The 13,422-nt window shown below is 65.9% G+C and carries 11 protein-coding genes and 1 pseudogene; 6 read left to right on the forward strand and 6 right to left on the reverse strand.

Going from position 1 to position 13,422, the window contains the following annotated elements:
• Nucleotides 1-52: 52 nt before the first annotated feature.
• Nucleotides 53-592, reverse strand: coding sequence for an alternate-type signal peptide domain-containing protein (locus AC5RVS_RS10080; protein WP_493988015.1), 540 nt, complete (start codon nt 590-592; stop codon nt 53-55).
• A gap of 378 nt (nt 593-970) precedes the next feature.
• Here AC5RVS_RS10080 and AC5RVS_RS10085 point away from each other — a divergent pair.
• Nucleotides 971-1,812: pseudogene (locus AC5RVS_RS10085) on the forward strand (response regulator transcription factor).
• On the opposite strand, the gene AC5RVS_RS10090 reads toward AC5RVS_RS10085, so the two are convergent.
• Nucleotides 1,779-2,243, reverse strand: coding sequence for a hypothetical protein (locus tag AC5RVS_RS10090; RefSeq protein WP_494108025.1), 465 nt, complete (start codon nt 2,241-2,243; stop codon nt 1,779-1,781). The pseudogene AC5RVS_RS10085 and the gene AC5RVS_RS10090 overlap by 34 nt on opposite strands.
• 316 nt (nt 2,244-2,559) lie before the next feature.
• On the opposite strand from AC5RVS_RS10090, the gene AC5RVS_RS10095 reads away from it, so the two are divergent.
• On the forward strand, nt 2,560-2,826 hold the full coding sequence (locus tag AC5RVS_RS10095) for a hypothetical protein (RefSeq protein WP_494108026.1): 267 nt from the start codon (nt 2,560-2,562) through the stop codon (nt 2,824-2,826).
• Nucleotides 2,827-2,833: 7 nt separating this feature from the next.
• Here AC5RVS_RS10095 and AC5RVS_RS10100 read toward each other — a convergent pair whose 3' ends face one another.
• Entirely contained in the window at nt 2,834-3,250 is a 417-nt protein-coding gene (locus AC5RVS_RS10100) for a MarR family winged helix-turn-helix transcriptional regulator (RefSeq protein WP_493988011.1), read from the reverse strand.
• A 95-nt stretch (nt 3,251-3,345) separates the two neighbouring features.
• Here AC5RVS_RS10100 and AC5RVS_RS10105 point away from each other — a divergent pair, with 95 nt between their 5' ends.
• The gene (locus AC5RVS_RS10105; protein ID WP_494108027.1) at nt 3,346-5,151 is read left to right on the forward strand and encodes an ABC transporter ATP-binding protein; all 1,806 of its coding nucleotides are present in this window, start codon (nt 3,346-3,348) and stop codon (nt 5,149-5,151) included.
• Nucleotides 5,152-5,163: 12 nt separating this feature from the next.
• Here AC5RVS_RS10105 and mfd read toward each other — a convergent pair whose 3' ends face one another.
• The gene (gene mfd, locus AC5RVS_RS10110) at nt 5,164-8,778 is read right to left on the reverse strand and encodes a transcription-repair coupling factor (protein ID WP_494108028.1); all 3,615 of its coding nucleotides are present in this window, start codon (nt 8,776-8,778) and stop codon (nt 5,164-5,166) included.
• A gap of 135 nt (nt 8,779-8,913) precedes the next feature.
• Here mfd and AC5RVS_RS10115 point away from each other — a divergent pair, with 135 nt between their 5' ends.
• Both AC5RVS_RS10115 and AC5RVS_RS10120 read left to right on the forward strand, forming a co-directional pair.
• On the forward strand, nt 8,914-9,414 hold the full coding sequence (locus AC5RVS_RS10115) for a DUF2505 domain-containing protein (RefSeq protein WP_493988008.1): 501 nt from the start codon (nt 8,914-8,916) through the stop codon (nt 9,412-9,414).
• Nucleotides 9,415-9,430: 16 nt separating this feature from the next.
• Entirely contained in the window at nt 9,431-9,652 is a 222-nt protein-coding gene (locus tag AC5RVS_RS10120; protein WP_494108029.1) for an SCO4848 family membrane protein, read from the forward strand.
• A 70-nt stretch (nt 9,653-9,722) separates the two neighbouring features.
• Here AC5RVS_RS10120 and sufU read toward each other — a convergent pair whose 3' ends face one another.
• Nucleotides 9,723-10,184: a Fe-S cluster assembly sulfur transfer protein SufU gene (gene sufU, locus AC5RVS_RS10125; protein WP_493988006.1), complete on the reverse strand. Its 462-nt coding sequence runs from the start codon at nt 10,182-10,184 to the stop codon at nt 9,723-9,725.
• A gap of 1 nt (nt 10,185) precedes the next feature.
• On the reverse strand, nt 10,186-11,502 hold the full coding sequence (locus AC5RVS_RS10130; protein ID WP_494108030.1) for a cysteine desulfurase: 1,317 nt from the start codon (nt 11,500-11,502) through the stop codon (nt 10,186-10,188).
• A 257-nt stretch (nt 11,503-11,759) separates the two neighbouring features.
• On the opposite strand from AC5RVS_RS10130, the gene AC5RVS_RS10135 reads away from it, so the two are divergent.
• A complete protein-coding gene (locus AC5RVS_RS10135) occupies nt 11,760-13,403 on the forward strand; it encodes a RecQ family ATP-dependent DNA helicase (RefSeq protein WP_494108031.1) in 1,644 nt (547 codons plus the stop codon).
• Nucleotides 13,404-13,422: the final 19 nt, after the last annotated feature.

A 13,422-nucleotide genomic window follows, 5' to 3' on the forward strand; every position in this document is an offset into this window, starting at 1 on the left:
GAGCCGACGCCCAGCGGGCCTGCTGACTGTCAAAACGAGGCAACTGTCTCCGCTACCTCACGGGCGTAGGCGTAACCTGCTCAAGCTTGAATGCCACGTTGCTGAAGTCATACTTCGCGTTCACGCTCTGCCTCTGTGCGGTGTCCGCGTTGAAGGTAAAACTCACGGACGCTGTGATGCCCTCGACCGATTTGGAGAGGACGTTGGTTAGGTCAACGCCTTCCTTGGCCAGGGTGACTTCCGGCTTACTGATCGTTCCGTCGACGAAGGCTGCGTCGAGAACGTTCTTCCCGTTTTTCCCGTCCACGCTGAGTTTCGCCTTGATGGCGTTGCCCTCAAGAACAACGTCCAGGTTTTGCTTGTAAGTCAGAGTCTCGCCGGGAATGATTCTGTGGGTTGTGAGATCCACGGGGGCGTCCATCAGATTGCTCGTCCAGATACCCTGCTCTGCTGTCAGGTTGAGGTTACCGGCCTGGATTGTGCCCATTTGTGCGGTCTGGCCCGCATTCCATGCCGCCAGTGTTCCGCCGCCACCGAGGAGCAACAGTGCGCCCGCGCCGATCGCGATAGTGCCCTTAACCATCTTGTTCATCTTTGACCTCATGCTGTGCTGACCCGGTAGGACGTTCCTCCCGCAACTTCAACTGTCATCGGCCCGGCCAAAGATGAACCGTTGAATGTGCTGAAGGTTCTCGAAATTAGTGGCGTGACGGCCGTGGGAACCTTAAGAATCCGCTCTAACCTCAAGATGAGGACGCAGGAGCAAAACGGAACACGCTGCCGACGACGGAACAAGGTCCACGCGTGTGTTTTACCGACTGTGAGACAGTACGGGGCTTGAAAGGTTGAACGTTGCACAAGAGCAGTGCATCGTAGCTAAGAGGACTCTCCAGAGACGCCCGCAAATCGGCTCAAGCGGTCTGTCGGCTGCACGCCAGGATTCGGCAGGACACACAAGAAATTGGGATAGATGGACACTCCGCAAGTAGCCGTCGTCATAGAGAATGACGAAGACATCCGGCGGCTCATCAGTAGTGTTCTCGCCCAGTCCGGGTTCTCGGTTCATTCTGCTGCCAGTGGCCAGGAGGGTGTAGCTGCGGTGAGGGATTACTGTCCCAGTATCGTGACCCTGGACGTGGGGCTGCCGGACTTTGACGGGTTTGAGGCCGCACGGCAGATCCGCATTTTCAGCGATGCCTACATACTCATGCTCACGGCGAGGTCGAATGAAATCGATACGGTGCTGGGATTCAAGTCGGGCGCGGACGATTACATCAACAAACCGTTCCGACCGTTCGAACTGCGGGCCCGGGTGTCGGCCATGCTCCGCCGTTCCCGCAATACCGGCCCGCTGTCGACGCAGCCCCCGCGGCCAAATTAACACCTGCCGCTGCCGGGCAGCCCGCGTCCCCCTCCCATCCTGCCCCGCGGACTGCCGGAGGGAGCGACGGCGGTGGCGCCGAAGCGGTTGCGCTCGGCACCTACGACCACAACGGCCTTTCGTTGGACTATCCGACACGTACGGTAACCGTGGACGCGGCAGCCGTGGAGTTGACCCGAACGGAATTCGAATTGTTGCTGACCCTCATGGACGGCGGCCGGAACGTCCGCAGCAAGCAGGACCTGGTGCGGCGCCTGCGGTTTGAGGAGTTTGATACCGGCTCATTTGTTTCGGAGGCGGACGAACGCGCCGTCGAGGTCCACATGGCCAACCTGCGCCGCAAACTCGGAGATGATCCGCGTTCGCCGCGGTGGCTGGAGACCGTTCGCGGATTCGGTTACAGGATGGCCCCATTGTCCGTCGCCAGGTAATCCGCAGCAAGGCGCTGCATCGTCTCGTCGCCGCACCTTCCGATCGGGTCAAGCAGATCCCGTGCCGTCGCGAACGCTTGCCGGTTCCCCTCCGCGACTTCGACGGCCAGGATTTGAACCTGCCGGCCCATGAACGACAGCCGCAGTGCCCCTGCCACGCTGCTGGCGGTCTTGATGCTCAGGGAAACATCCATGACCTTGTTCACGTCCTGTTCCAGGACCGCTTGTACCAGCCGCGTTCTCCGAACATCCCACATGTCAATGTAGTCGGCCACGAACCGCCGGCAGGCGTCTTCATCCCTCAGGTCCCTCGCCAAGGCCTGCAGTACCGGCACCGAGACCACCGGTAGTGCGCAGGCAGCCAGGACGAGGGACACTGCGTGTTTGCCTTGGTCCGTCTCCTGTACATCGTGCTGGGGAGGAAAACTCATAGCTGCCAGTCTGGCCTTGGCAGCTCAGGAAGCCGGGCGGCGCGGGCCGAAGATCGGCCAAAGGAAAGCTGAATGAAGCGGCGACCGTTGACGCCGGGGCGCCCCGTGCCGGGCTTCACGACACGACCCGGCTGGATGGCGCGATTCCGGCGCCGGCTACCTAAGATGGCTATGCCACGTCTGTGCGTACAACACCCGTTCCTGATGGCTGAAAGGCCAGTTAATGCCCACTCCTGCCCAAGACACCAAACTGCCGAGCCGGCGCGACGTTCGCACGGGCGCAGCCGACCCTGCGCCCCCAACGGGCATGATTCCAGTGACTCCTCTCGTGGCCAAGCCGTCCGGCGACCCGTATCCGGCCCGACGGGAGTTGCGCACCGGCCTCATCCAAGTAGTGGCCCCTGCGGCCGGGCAAGCGGCCGGGCCTACGAAGTATGTTCGTATCGAGAAGCCGAAAACCGGCTCCTCCCGTGCCGCGCAGCGTTCCAAAGCACCCCAAAAGACGGTCAAGACCGCCTGGGTGGTGAGCACCGTCGTCGTGCTTGGTGCGCTGGCCGCCTTGTGGTTCGCGTTCTTGCGGTAGGCCCGCCTTAGTCCTCCGCCGACGTGAGCTTGGCCAAGAGGGAAGAAAGCTGGGAGCGTTCCGCTGCAGACAGGACGCCAAAGTACTGTTCCGCATGCTTCACTTGGACTTCCCGGATGGCCTTTCCTATCTCCCGCCCAGCCTCGGTCAGGCCGACCACCGTGGCCCTGCGGTCGGCCGGATCAGGCTCCCGCAAGCACCAGCCCCTCTCCTGCAGGCCATCGACGATGTCGGTCGCCGATCGCGGCGCTATCCGAAGGCGCTCGGAAAGTTCGCCCAAACGCAGCGGGCCGTGCTGGCGGAGCACGCGCAGCGCCCTCGCTTGTGACGGGGCGACGCCGAGCGGGGCCATTCCCTCCCGGGTGCCCCTCCTGAGTTGACGCGACACGGCCCAGAACGCATCCAGTAAACTTTCGTCTGCCACGGGAATAGGCTACCAAGTTTCCCTGTTGTAACCTCATATTGAGGCAACCTCAGCAATGCGGGCGGCGCACGTTGCCCCCTTCATCACGGATCGAGGTGGTTCCGACGGAAACCTTCGGAATAACCCCCGGCCGCGGTCCCGTAAGGGAGCCGACGGCCGCAGAAAGAGAACAAGCCCGGCACGTACCGCTGAAGCGGATCGCCGCCCTTTTCCGCCCCTACCGGGGAGAACTGGCCCTCGTTACCGGCATCATCATCGCGTCCTCCGCCGCCGCCATGGCCTCGCCGTTCCTCCTGCGCGCCGTGATCGACACGGCCCTGCCCCGCCAGCAGCTCCCGCTGCTGGCCTGGCTGACCGCAGGGATGCTGGCCGTCGCTGCCGTCACGGCCCTGTTCGGCGTCTTGCAGACCTGGATCGCAACGCGGGTGGGCCAACGCGTGATGCACAGCCTGCGGACCGAGGTCTTTGCGCACCTGCAGCGCCAGTCCGTCGGCTTCTTCACGCGGACACGGAGTGGGGAAATCCAGTCCCGCATCACACACGACATCGGTGGCATGCAGTCGGTCGTCACCTCGACCGCAACAGGCATCGCCACCAACCTGACCACGGTTGTCGCCACGGCAGTGGCCATGGCCGCGCTGTCCTGGCAGCTGTCGCTGATCTCGCTGTTGGTCATGCCGCCGGCCATTGTGCTGACCCGCAAGGTGGCCAAGGTGCGGCGGGAGTTGACAGCCCGCCGCCAGCGGGAACTGGCCGACATGAATGTGACCATCGAAGAATCGCTCTCGGTCAGCGGAATCCAGCTGAGCAAAACCCTGGGCACCGGAGACGACCTGGCCAACCGGTTTTCTGCCTCGTCGGAGCGGCTGACCGACCTGGAACTTCGTTCCGAACTGGCCGGGCGCTGGCGGATGGCCACCATGAGCATCATCTTTGCCGCCGTACCCGCCGTCATCTACTTCGCCGCCGGCCTTCCGGGGGCCGCAGGGAACATCAGCATCGGCACGGTGGTGGCGTTCACGGCACTGCAAGGCGGCCTCTTCCGGCCGTTGCTCGGACTGCTGAACGTGACGATCACCGTCACCAGCTCGCTGGCGCTCTTCGCCCGGATCTTCGAGTATCTGGACCTGCCGGTGGAAATCGCGGAGCCGGCCTCCCCCACCCCGGTGGATCTGTCGAAGGTAGCGGGGCATGTCCGGTTCGAGAACGTCAGCTTTAGCTATCCGGACAGCGAGACACCAGCCATCGAGCATGTAAACCTTGCCGTCCCCGCCGGTTCCACCCTGGCCTTGGTGGGCCCGACCGGATCCGGAAAGAGCAGCCTGGCCTCCCTGGTGGCCCGCCTGCAGGATCCGACGGAGGGTCGCGTCACCATCGACGGCGTGGACCTCCGCTCCCTGCGCCTGGCCGATCTGGCGTCCATCGTGGGAGTGGTCAGCCAAGACACCTACCTGCTTCACACCACGGTCCGCGAAAACCTCCGCTATGCCAAGCCGGATGCCAGCGATGCCGACATCGAGCAGGCCGCACGGGACGCACAGATCCACGACCACATCGCGGCATTGCCCGACGGTTACGACACCGTCGTCGGCTCACGCGGGCACCGGTTCTCCGGCGGAGAGAAGCAACGCATTGCCATTGCCCGGACCCTGCTGCGCAATCCCCCGGTGCTGGTGCTGGACGAGGCAACCAGTGCCCTGGATACCCAGACCGAACACGCGGTCCAGCAGGCCTTCGACCGGTTGGCCGCCGGCCGCACCACCATCACCATTGCCCACCGGCTCTCGACTGTCCGGAATGCCGACCAGATCGCCGTCCTCGAGGCCGGGCGGATCGTCGAACGAGGAACGCACGAGTCCCTGCTCGACGCCGACGGCCGGTACGCGGCGCTGGCAGCCTAGGCGCACGCGCCGTTACTCCTTGAACACCGCGTCGATGACGCCCTGCGCCCATTCAAGGATGGCCAAGTCGGCCAGGTCCTTGCCACCGATCCGAGCGGTCTTGGGCTTGGGGACGAGGATGAAGTCCAGCGCCGGCTTCACCTGCGATCCCGGATACATCCGGTTCAGCCGCATCACCTTGGACTCCGGCAGTGCCGCGGGCGCGAACTTGATGAAGTTGCCCTGCACCGCCACATCGGTCAGCCCGGCAGCGCGGGCCTCGACCCGGAAGCGCGCCACTGCCACGAGATTGCGCACGGGCTCCGGCAGCTCGCCGTAGCGGTCGGCCAGCTCGGCCACCACTTCGTCGATGGCTTCGCTGGTAGTTGCCTGCGCCAGCTTCCGGTACGCCTCCAACCGCAGCCGCTCCCCCGGCACGTAATCGTGCGGCAGGTGCGCGTTGACGGGCAGTTCGATCTTCATCTCGGCGACCTTCTGCTCGGATTCGCCGCGGAAATCCGCCACCGCCTCGCCGACCAGCCGGATGTAAAGATCAAAACCGACGCCGGCAATGTGCCCGGACTGTTCTCCGCCCAGCAGGTTGCCCGCGCCGCGGATCTCCAGGTCCTTCAGGGCCAGCTGCATGCCGGCGCCCAGTTCGTTGTGCGCAGCCACGGCCTTCAGCCGCTCCAGGGCCACTTCGCCCAGCGGTTTCTCTGCGTCGAACAGGAAGTAGGCGTACGCCCGTTCCCGGCCGCGGCCCACCCGCCCGCGCAGCTGGTGCAGCTGTGAGAGGCCGTACCGGTCCGCCCGGTCGACGATCAGGGTATTCGCGTTGGAGATATCCAGCCCGGTCTCGATGATGGTGGTGCAGACCAGGACGTCAAAGCGCTTCTCCCAGAAGTCGATAATGATCTGCTCCAGCCGCGACTCGCTCATCTGCCCGTGCGCCACCTCCACCCGCGCCTCGGGGACCAGTTCCCGGATCCGTGCCGCCTGCCGCTCGATCGACGACACCCGGTTGTGTACGAAAAAGACCTGTCCTTCGCGCATCAGCTCGCGCCGGATAGCCGCCGTTGTCTGCTTGTCCGTGTAGGGGCCAACATAGGTCAGCACCGGATGGCGCTCCTCCGGCGGCGTGGCCAGGGTGGAGGTCTCGCGGATGCCGGTCAGCGACATCTCCAGCGTCCGCGGGATGGGTGTCGCGGACATGGCCAGGACGTCCACGTTGGTCCGCATCTTCTTCAACGCTTCCTTGTGCTCGACGCCGAAGCGCTGCTCCTCGTCCACGATGACCAGGCCCACGTCCTTGAACTGGACCTCCTTGGACAGCAGCCGGTGCGTTCCGATGACGACGTCGATGCTGCCGTTCCTGATCCCTTCCATCGTGTCCTTGGCTTCCTTGGAGGTCTGGAAGCGGGACAACGCCTTGACCCTGACCGGAAACCCGGAGAAGCGTTCGCTGAACGTCTCGAAGTGCTGCTGGGACAGCAAGGTGGTGGGAACCAGGACAGCAACCTGCTTGCCATCCTGGACCGCCTTGAACGCGGCCCGCACCGCGATCTCGGTCTTGCCGTAGCCCACGTCGCCCGAGACCAGCCGGTCCATCGGGACTTCGCGCTCCATGTCCGCCTTGACCTCGTTGATGGTGGTCAGCTGGTCGGGCGTTTCGATGTAGGGGAAGGCCTCTTCCAGCTCGCGCTGCCACGGGGTGTCCGGTCCGAAGGCGTGCCCCCGGGAGGCCATCCGGGCCGAATACAGCCGGATCAGTTCCCCGGCAATCTCCTTGACCGCCTTGCGGGCCTGGCTCTTGGTCTTTGCCCAATCGGAGCCGCCCATCTTCGACAGGGCCGGGGCATCTCCGCCGACGTAGCGGGTCACCTGGTCCAACTGGTCCGTCGGCACGAACAGCCGGTCCCCCGGTGCACCGCGCTTGGCCGGGGCGTATTCCAGCACCAGGTACTCACGCATCGCCTTGGTGGGCCCGGCGCCGGTGGACCGCTGCACCAATTCCACGAACTTCCCCACGCCGTGCTGCTCATGCACCACAAAGTCGCCCTCGGTCAACTGCAGCGGGTCCACCGCGTTGCGCCGCCGCGACGGCATCTTGCCCATGTCCTTGGTGGAGCGCGCGGTGGCCCGGCCCAGCAGGTCGGCTTCTGTCAGCAGGCCCAGCTTCAGCCCGTCGAATACAAACCCCTTGCCGGTGCTCGCGGTGGTGATTTCGATGATCCCGGGCTGCGGTTCGCTCTCCAGCGATTCGACGCGGGAGGCCGGGATCTGGGCATCGTGGAAGAGTTCGGCCATGCGGGCGGCGGGGCCCGGGCCTTCGGTCGCCACGACCACACGCCATTGGTCGCGCACGCGGGAACCGATGAACTCCATCATTTCGGCCACATCGCCCTGGTAGCCCCTCGGCTCCCTGGCGGCGATGGTCAGCGTGTCGATGTCCAGGACGGTTTCGTCGTCGGGGTTGAACGAGGTGATGGACCACCAGGACACCTGCCGTTCTCCGGCCGTCGCCCGGGTGTCCGCCAGCGAACGGAAGCCGGCCTGCTCCAGGTCCCCTTGCAGCGCCAGGTCCAGCGGCGCATCCCCGCCCTCCGACGCCGTCGCCCACGCGGCCGCCAGGAACTCGTCGTTCGTCGTTTCCAAGTCGTGTGCGCGGCCGCGCACTTTTTCCGGCTCAATGACGACGGCGATGGATCCGGGCGGCAGCTCCCCGATGAACGGCACCATGGCGTCCACCAGCACCGGCGACAGCGATTCCATGCCTTCGACGGCGACGCCCCCGGCGATCTTCTCCAGCATGTCAGCCGCCGCCGGCATCTGGCCCTTCAGCTTTGCGGCGCGGCTCATGACCGAGGGCGTGATCAGCAGCTCCCGGCACGGCGGGGCGTACAGCTGGGCCGGGTGCTTGACGTTCTCGCCGGCCAGGGAACGCTGGTCCGCAACGGCGAACCAGCGCATCGATTCGACCTCGTCGCCGAAGAACTCGATCCGGACGGGGTGGTCGTCGGTGGGCGAGAAGACATCCAGGATCCCGCCGCGGACCGCAAACTCGCCGCGCCGGCTGACCATGTCCACCCGGGCGTAGGCAGCTTCGGACAACCGCCGGACCACGTCGGTGAAGGTGACCTCGTCGCCGACCGTCAGCGAAACAGGCTGCAAATCCCCCAGCCCCTGTACGAGCGGCTGAAGCACCGCACGCACCGGCGCCACGACCACCCGCAACGGCGCCGCCCCGTCGTCGTGCTTCAGCCTGCGCAACACCGATAGCCTGCGCCCCACCGTGTCCGACCGCGGCGAGAGGCGCTCGTGGGGCAACGTCTCCCAACTGGGGAACTCCTCGATCGACTCATCCGGCAGATAGCTGCGCAGCGCCGCCGCCAGGTCTTCGGTCTCGCGTCCCGTCGCCGTCACCGCCAGCACGACGCCGGCCCCGGGTACGTCACCTTGCGCGGCCCCCTGGCCGGCGCCCGCCTCCAACCCCTGCACCATCTCGGCCAGCAACGCTGCCCGCAGGCCGGGCGGCGCGCCAATTTGCAGATCCTCGCTGCGTTCTGCCACGGGCCGGGCCGACTGCAGCCGTACCTTTGCGAACGATTCGTCCTGGGCGAGGGCTGTGCGCAGTCCGTTCAGGCTCATTGTGTTCCATCTTCTTCCGGTCGGGCGCAACACGAATACCCCCCAGTTCGGCGCAACTGAGGGTCAGGGACCAACTTTACCGCGCACAGTAGGATGGGTGCTGGCCCAACCAGTTCCGAGAATCCGGGAGTCTTCATGGCGCTCAGCGCTTCCACCACCCTTCCCTACCCAGCAGCCAAGGTCACCGAGGCCTTCACCGACGAGGCGTTCCTGCGCCACATCAGCGAGTTGGTCGGCGGCACGTTGGAGTCCGTGCAGCGCGACGGCGATGTATCGGGCGCCTTCACGCTGACCGTCGTCCGCAAGGTTCCCAGCGCTAGGCTGCCGGAGATCGCGAAGAAGATGCTGGGCGACTCGCTCACCGTCACCCAAACGGAACGGTGGCAGGCGCCGGCGGCCGACGGTTCCCGCACTGCTGACGTCAGCATGAAGGTGGCCGGCGCCCCTGTGGACGTCAACGCGGTCCAGCAGCTCGTTGCTGACGGAGACTCCACCCGAGTGGACCTCAGCGGAGACGTGAAGTCTTCCATTCCGTTCCTGGGCGGCAAGATCGCCGCCGCCGCCGAGCCGATGCTCGGTAAGGCTTTGAACATCCAGGCGCAGCAGGCCGAGGCCTGGCTGTCCGGCCGCGTCTGATCCGGGAGCCCCTGCTGTGAATATTCCGGCTGCCCTGGCCTGGGTACTGATCCTTGCCGGCGTCTGGCCTTTGCTTGTCTGGGCACCGCATCTTGTCCGGGTGTCGAAGGATCCGCGCTCCAAGGACCAGAAGGGTGCGATGACCCGCTACTTCACCATGGAGTTCATGAAGGCGACCACCTCCATGATCCTGGGCATCGCCACGCTGGTGATCGGTGCCCGCGGACTGGCGGGCTAGGCACCAAGCCAGCAAGCCAAAGGAGGGGCCGGGCCGCGCTACTGCGCTGCCCGGCCCCTTTTGCGTCCAGTCAGTTCGCCGCCAGCAAGGCTTCCTCCAGCGCCACCCACGCGAGCATGGCGCACTTAACCCGCGCCGGGTACCGGGAGACGCCGGAGAACGCGGCCGCATCTCCGAGGATTTCTTCGTCGGCCTCGACACTCCCGCGCGAGCGCATCAACTCGCGGAAGTTGTCCACCACCTTCAGCAGCTCCTCCCGCTCCATGCCCTGCGCCAAATCGCTCAGCACCGACGCGGAGGCCATCGAGATGGAGCAGCCTTGGCCGTCCCAGCTGACGCCGGAGAGCATGGTTGCAGCGCCGTCCTCGTGTACGGCGGCCCGCAGCGTGATTTCGTCGCCGCAGGTGGGATTGAGCATGTGCGACTCGCCGGACTTGTCGCCGGGCGGCGGATCCGCCAGGGGCGCCCCGTGCCGTTTCTTGGCGTGCTCCAGGATGATCTGCTGGTACAGCTGCTGCAGTTCAGCACTCACGTCAGTTAACTCCAAAGAACGGGCGGACCCCGGCGACGGCCTCCAGGAAGGCGTCGACGTCGTCCGTGGTGTTGTACAGATAGGTGCTGACGCGGGTGGTGGCCACCAGGCCGAGCCGCCGGTGCAGCGGCTGCGCGCAGTGGTGGCCGACGCGCACGGCGATGCCCTTGTCGTCCAGGAACTGGCCGACGTCGTGGGCATGGACGCCCTCGACATCGAAGGCGGCCAGCCCGATCCGTTCGGCGCCGGCAGCCGGGCCGAGCACCCGGACACCGTCGATGGCCTCAAGCCCGGCCACCAGCCGCTGGCCCAGTTCCGCCTCCCAGGCATGGATCCGGTCCATGCCGGTCTCCTGGAGGTAGTCGACCGCCGCGGCCAAGGCCACGGCCTGCGAGATGCGTTGGGTCCCGGCTTCGAAGCGTTGCGGGGACGGCAGGTACTCGGCCTGCTCCATGGTCACGGTCGTGATCATGGAACCGCCGGTCAGGAACGGCGGCATGGCGTTGAGCAGCTCCGCCTTCCCGTACAGCACGCCGATGCCGGTGGGGCCCAGCATCTTGTGCCCGGAGAAGGCAGCGAAGTCCACGTCCAGGGACTTGACGTCCACGGCCAGATGCGGCACCGACTGGCAGGCATCGAGCACGACGACGGCGCCCGCCTCCCGCGCGAGCCCCACCAAAGCCTCCACCGGGTTGATGGTCCCCAGCACATTGGAGGCATGGGTGAACGCCAGCACCTTGGTGCGCGGACCGATGACCTGCGCTGCCTCGTCGAGGCGCAGCGCACCGGCGTCGTCCACCGGGATGAAGCGCAACGTGGCGCCGGTGCGGAAGGCGAGCTCCTGCCAGGGGATGAGGTTGGCGTGGTGCTCCATCTCGGTAACCACCAGCTCGTCGCCGGGCCCCAGCGCAAAACGCGACGCGGCCTCCCCGCCGCGGCCGGCACTGGCGTTGGAAAAGGCATAGGCGACCAGGTTGATGGCTTCGGTGGCGTTGGAGGTCCAGACCACTTCGTCGATGCCGGCATTGATGAAGCCGGCGACGGTTTCCCGCGCGTTCTCGAAAGCATCGGTGGCGGAGACCGCCAACATGTGCGCGCCGCGGTGGACGGCGGCGTTGCGCTGTTCGTAGTACTCCTGCTCCGCCTCCAGCACGGAGAGCGGATTCTGCGACGTGGCGCCCGAATCCAGGTAGACCAGCGGCGAGCCGTTCACCTGCTGGTCGAGGATCGGGAAGTCGTTGCGGATGCGCCGCGCCTCGGCGTTGTCGATCATGCCGGCGGCATGCTTGAGGGTTGCGGGAGTGGATACCACAGACACCTGGGGTGCTCCTTGGATCGATGGTTGGAACCAGTTTGTCCCGCTATTGGCCGACAATACGCAAGACAAGTCTGCGCTAATCATCCCACTTCACCGGGTGCGGGGTCACCTGAGCCATGCCTTACCCGCAGGCCTCGCGGACCCCGAACGACGGCAGGACGGCCGCTTGGCCGCCCTGACCGGCTATACAAAGTCCTGCGGATTGGTTAGAAACGACACTAAACACCACGTCATTGACCCGACCTTCCAGGAGCCTGATGCCAGATTATTCCCAGACGCCCGACCACGGCGAATTGCGCAGGGTGGCCGAAGAAGCTTTCGGCTGGGACGTCCTTCGCGAAGGGCAGTTGGACGCCATGGCTGCGGCCGCCCGCGGTGAGGACGTCCTGGCCGTGATGCCATCGGGTCACGGAAAGTCCGCCATCTATCAGGTTCCCGGCGTCGCGTTGCCGGGCACCGCCGTCGTTATTTCTCCGTTGATTGCGCTGCAGTACGACCAGGTGGATGCCATCAACGGCGATCTGGGCGCACAGCGGGCCTTCGCGGTGAATTCGCAGCTGAGGGCGTCCGCGGAACGGGCGGCGTGGGACGCGATGGCCAGCGGCGAGGCGAAGTTCCTTTTCCTGGCGCCGGAACAATTGGCCCGTGAAGAGACCCTGCGGCGGTTGGCGGAACAGGACATCTCGCTGCTCGTGGTCGACGAGGCGCACTGCATCTCGTCTTGGGGACACGATTTCCGACCCGACTACCTGATGCTGACCTCGGTGGTGAAGCGGTTGGGGCACCCGACGGTCGTCGCCCTGACGGCCACCGCATCACCGCACACGAGGACGGAGATCGTCGACCGGCTGGGCATGCGCGACCCGTTCATTAACGTGCAGGGTTTCGACCGGCCGAACCTGAACCTCCAGGTCCTGCGGCATCACGAGGACGGCGGCAAGCGGCGGGCCGTGGTGGACCAGGTGGCCGAACTTGGCGGGCCCGGCCTGTTATACACGGCCACCCGCAGGGACACCGAGAGATACGCCGCCGAGTTGGCCGAGCGCGGCCTGCGGACGGACGCCTACCACGCAGGCCGGAAGGCGGCGGACCGGGAGGCGATCCACGAGCGTTTCCAGGAGAACGGGGTGGACGTGGTCGTGGCTACCTCCGCCTTCGGCATGGGGATCGACAAGCCGGATGTGCGGTTCGTGGTTCACGCGGACATCCCGGATTCGCTGGACAGTTACTACCAGGAGATCGGCCGCGCAGGACGGGACGGTGACCCGGCGCGGGCCATTTTGCATTACCGGTCGGAGGACCTGGGCCTGCAGCGTTTTTTCGCCGGCGGCGCCCCAGACCCGGACGAGCTCGCAGGTGTCTTCAGCGCCGTCCGGGAACACGGGCCGCTCCGGTCCGCCGCGCTGCGCGAACACACCGGCCTGTCGCAGCGGAAACAGTCCCATCTGCTCAACTTCCTGGAGCACGGCGGCAGCATCACCGTGAACCGCAAGGGCTACCGGGCGGTCGGCGGCGCGGACCCGGCGTCGGCTGCGGAAAGTGCGCTGGCGGAAGCCGATGCGCGGCACCGGATCGACGAGTCCCGGATCGAAATGGCCCGCGGCTACGCCGAGACGGATCACTGCCGGCGCGACTGGTTGCTGAACTACTTCGGCGAAGAGACGGACGGCTACTGCGGCAATTGCGACAACTGCGAGGCGGGGTCGCAGGCTGCGGCCGAAGCCCGGGAGGCGGCAATGCCGGCGGGTTATGAGATCCAGCGCCCGGTGAAGCACCGCGAGTGGGGGCCCGGCATCGTCATGGGCACCCAGCCCGACCGCATCACGATCCTGTTCGAATCGGTTGGCTACAAGGACATCGCCCTTTCGGCCATCGAGGCGGACGAGGGCCTGTTGAAGTAAGCGTCAGCAGTCTCCCCCG

The sequence above is a fragment of the Arthrobacter sp. Y3221048 genome (assembly GCF_059092685.1).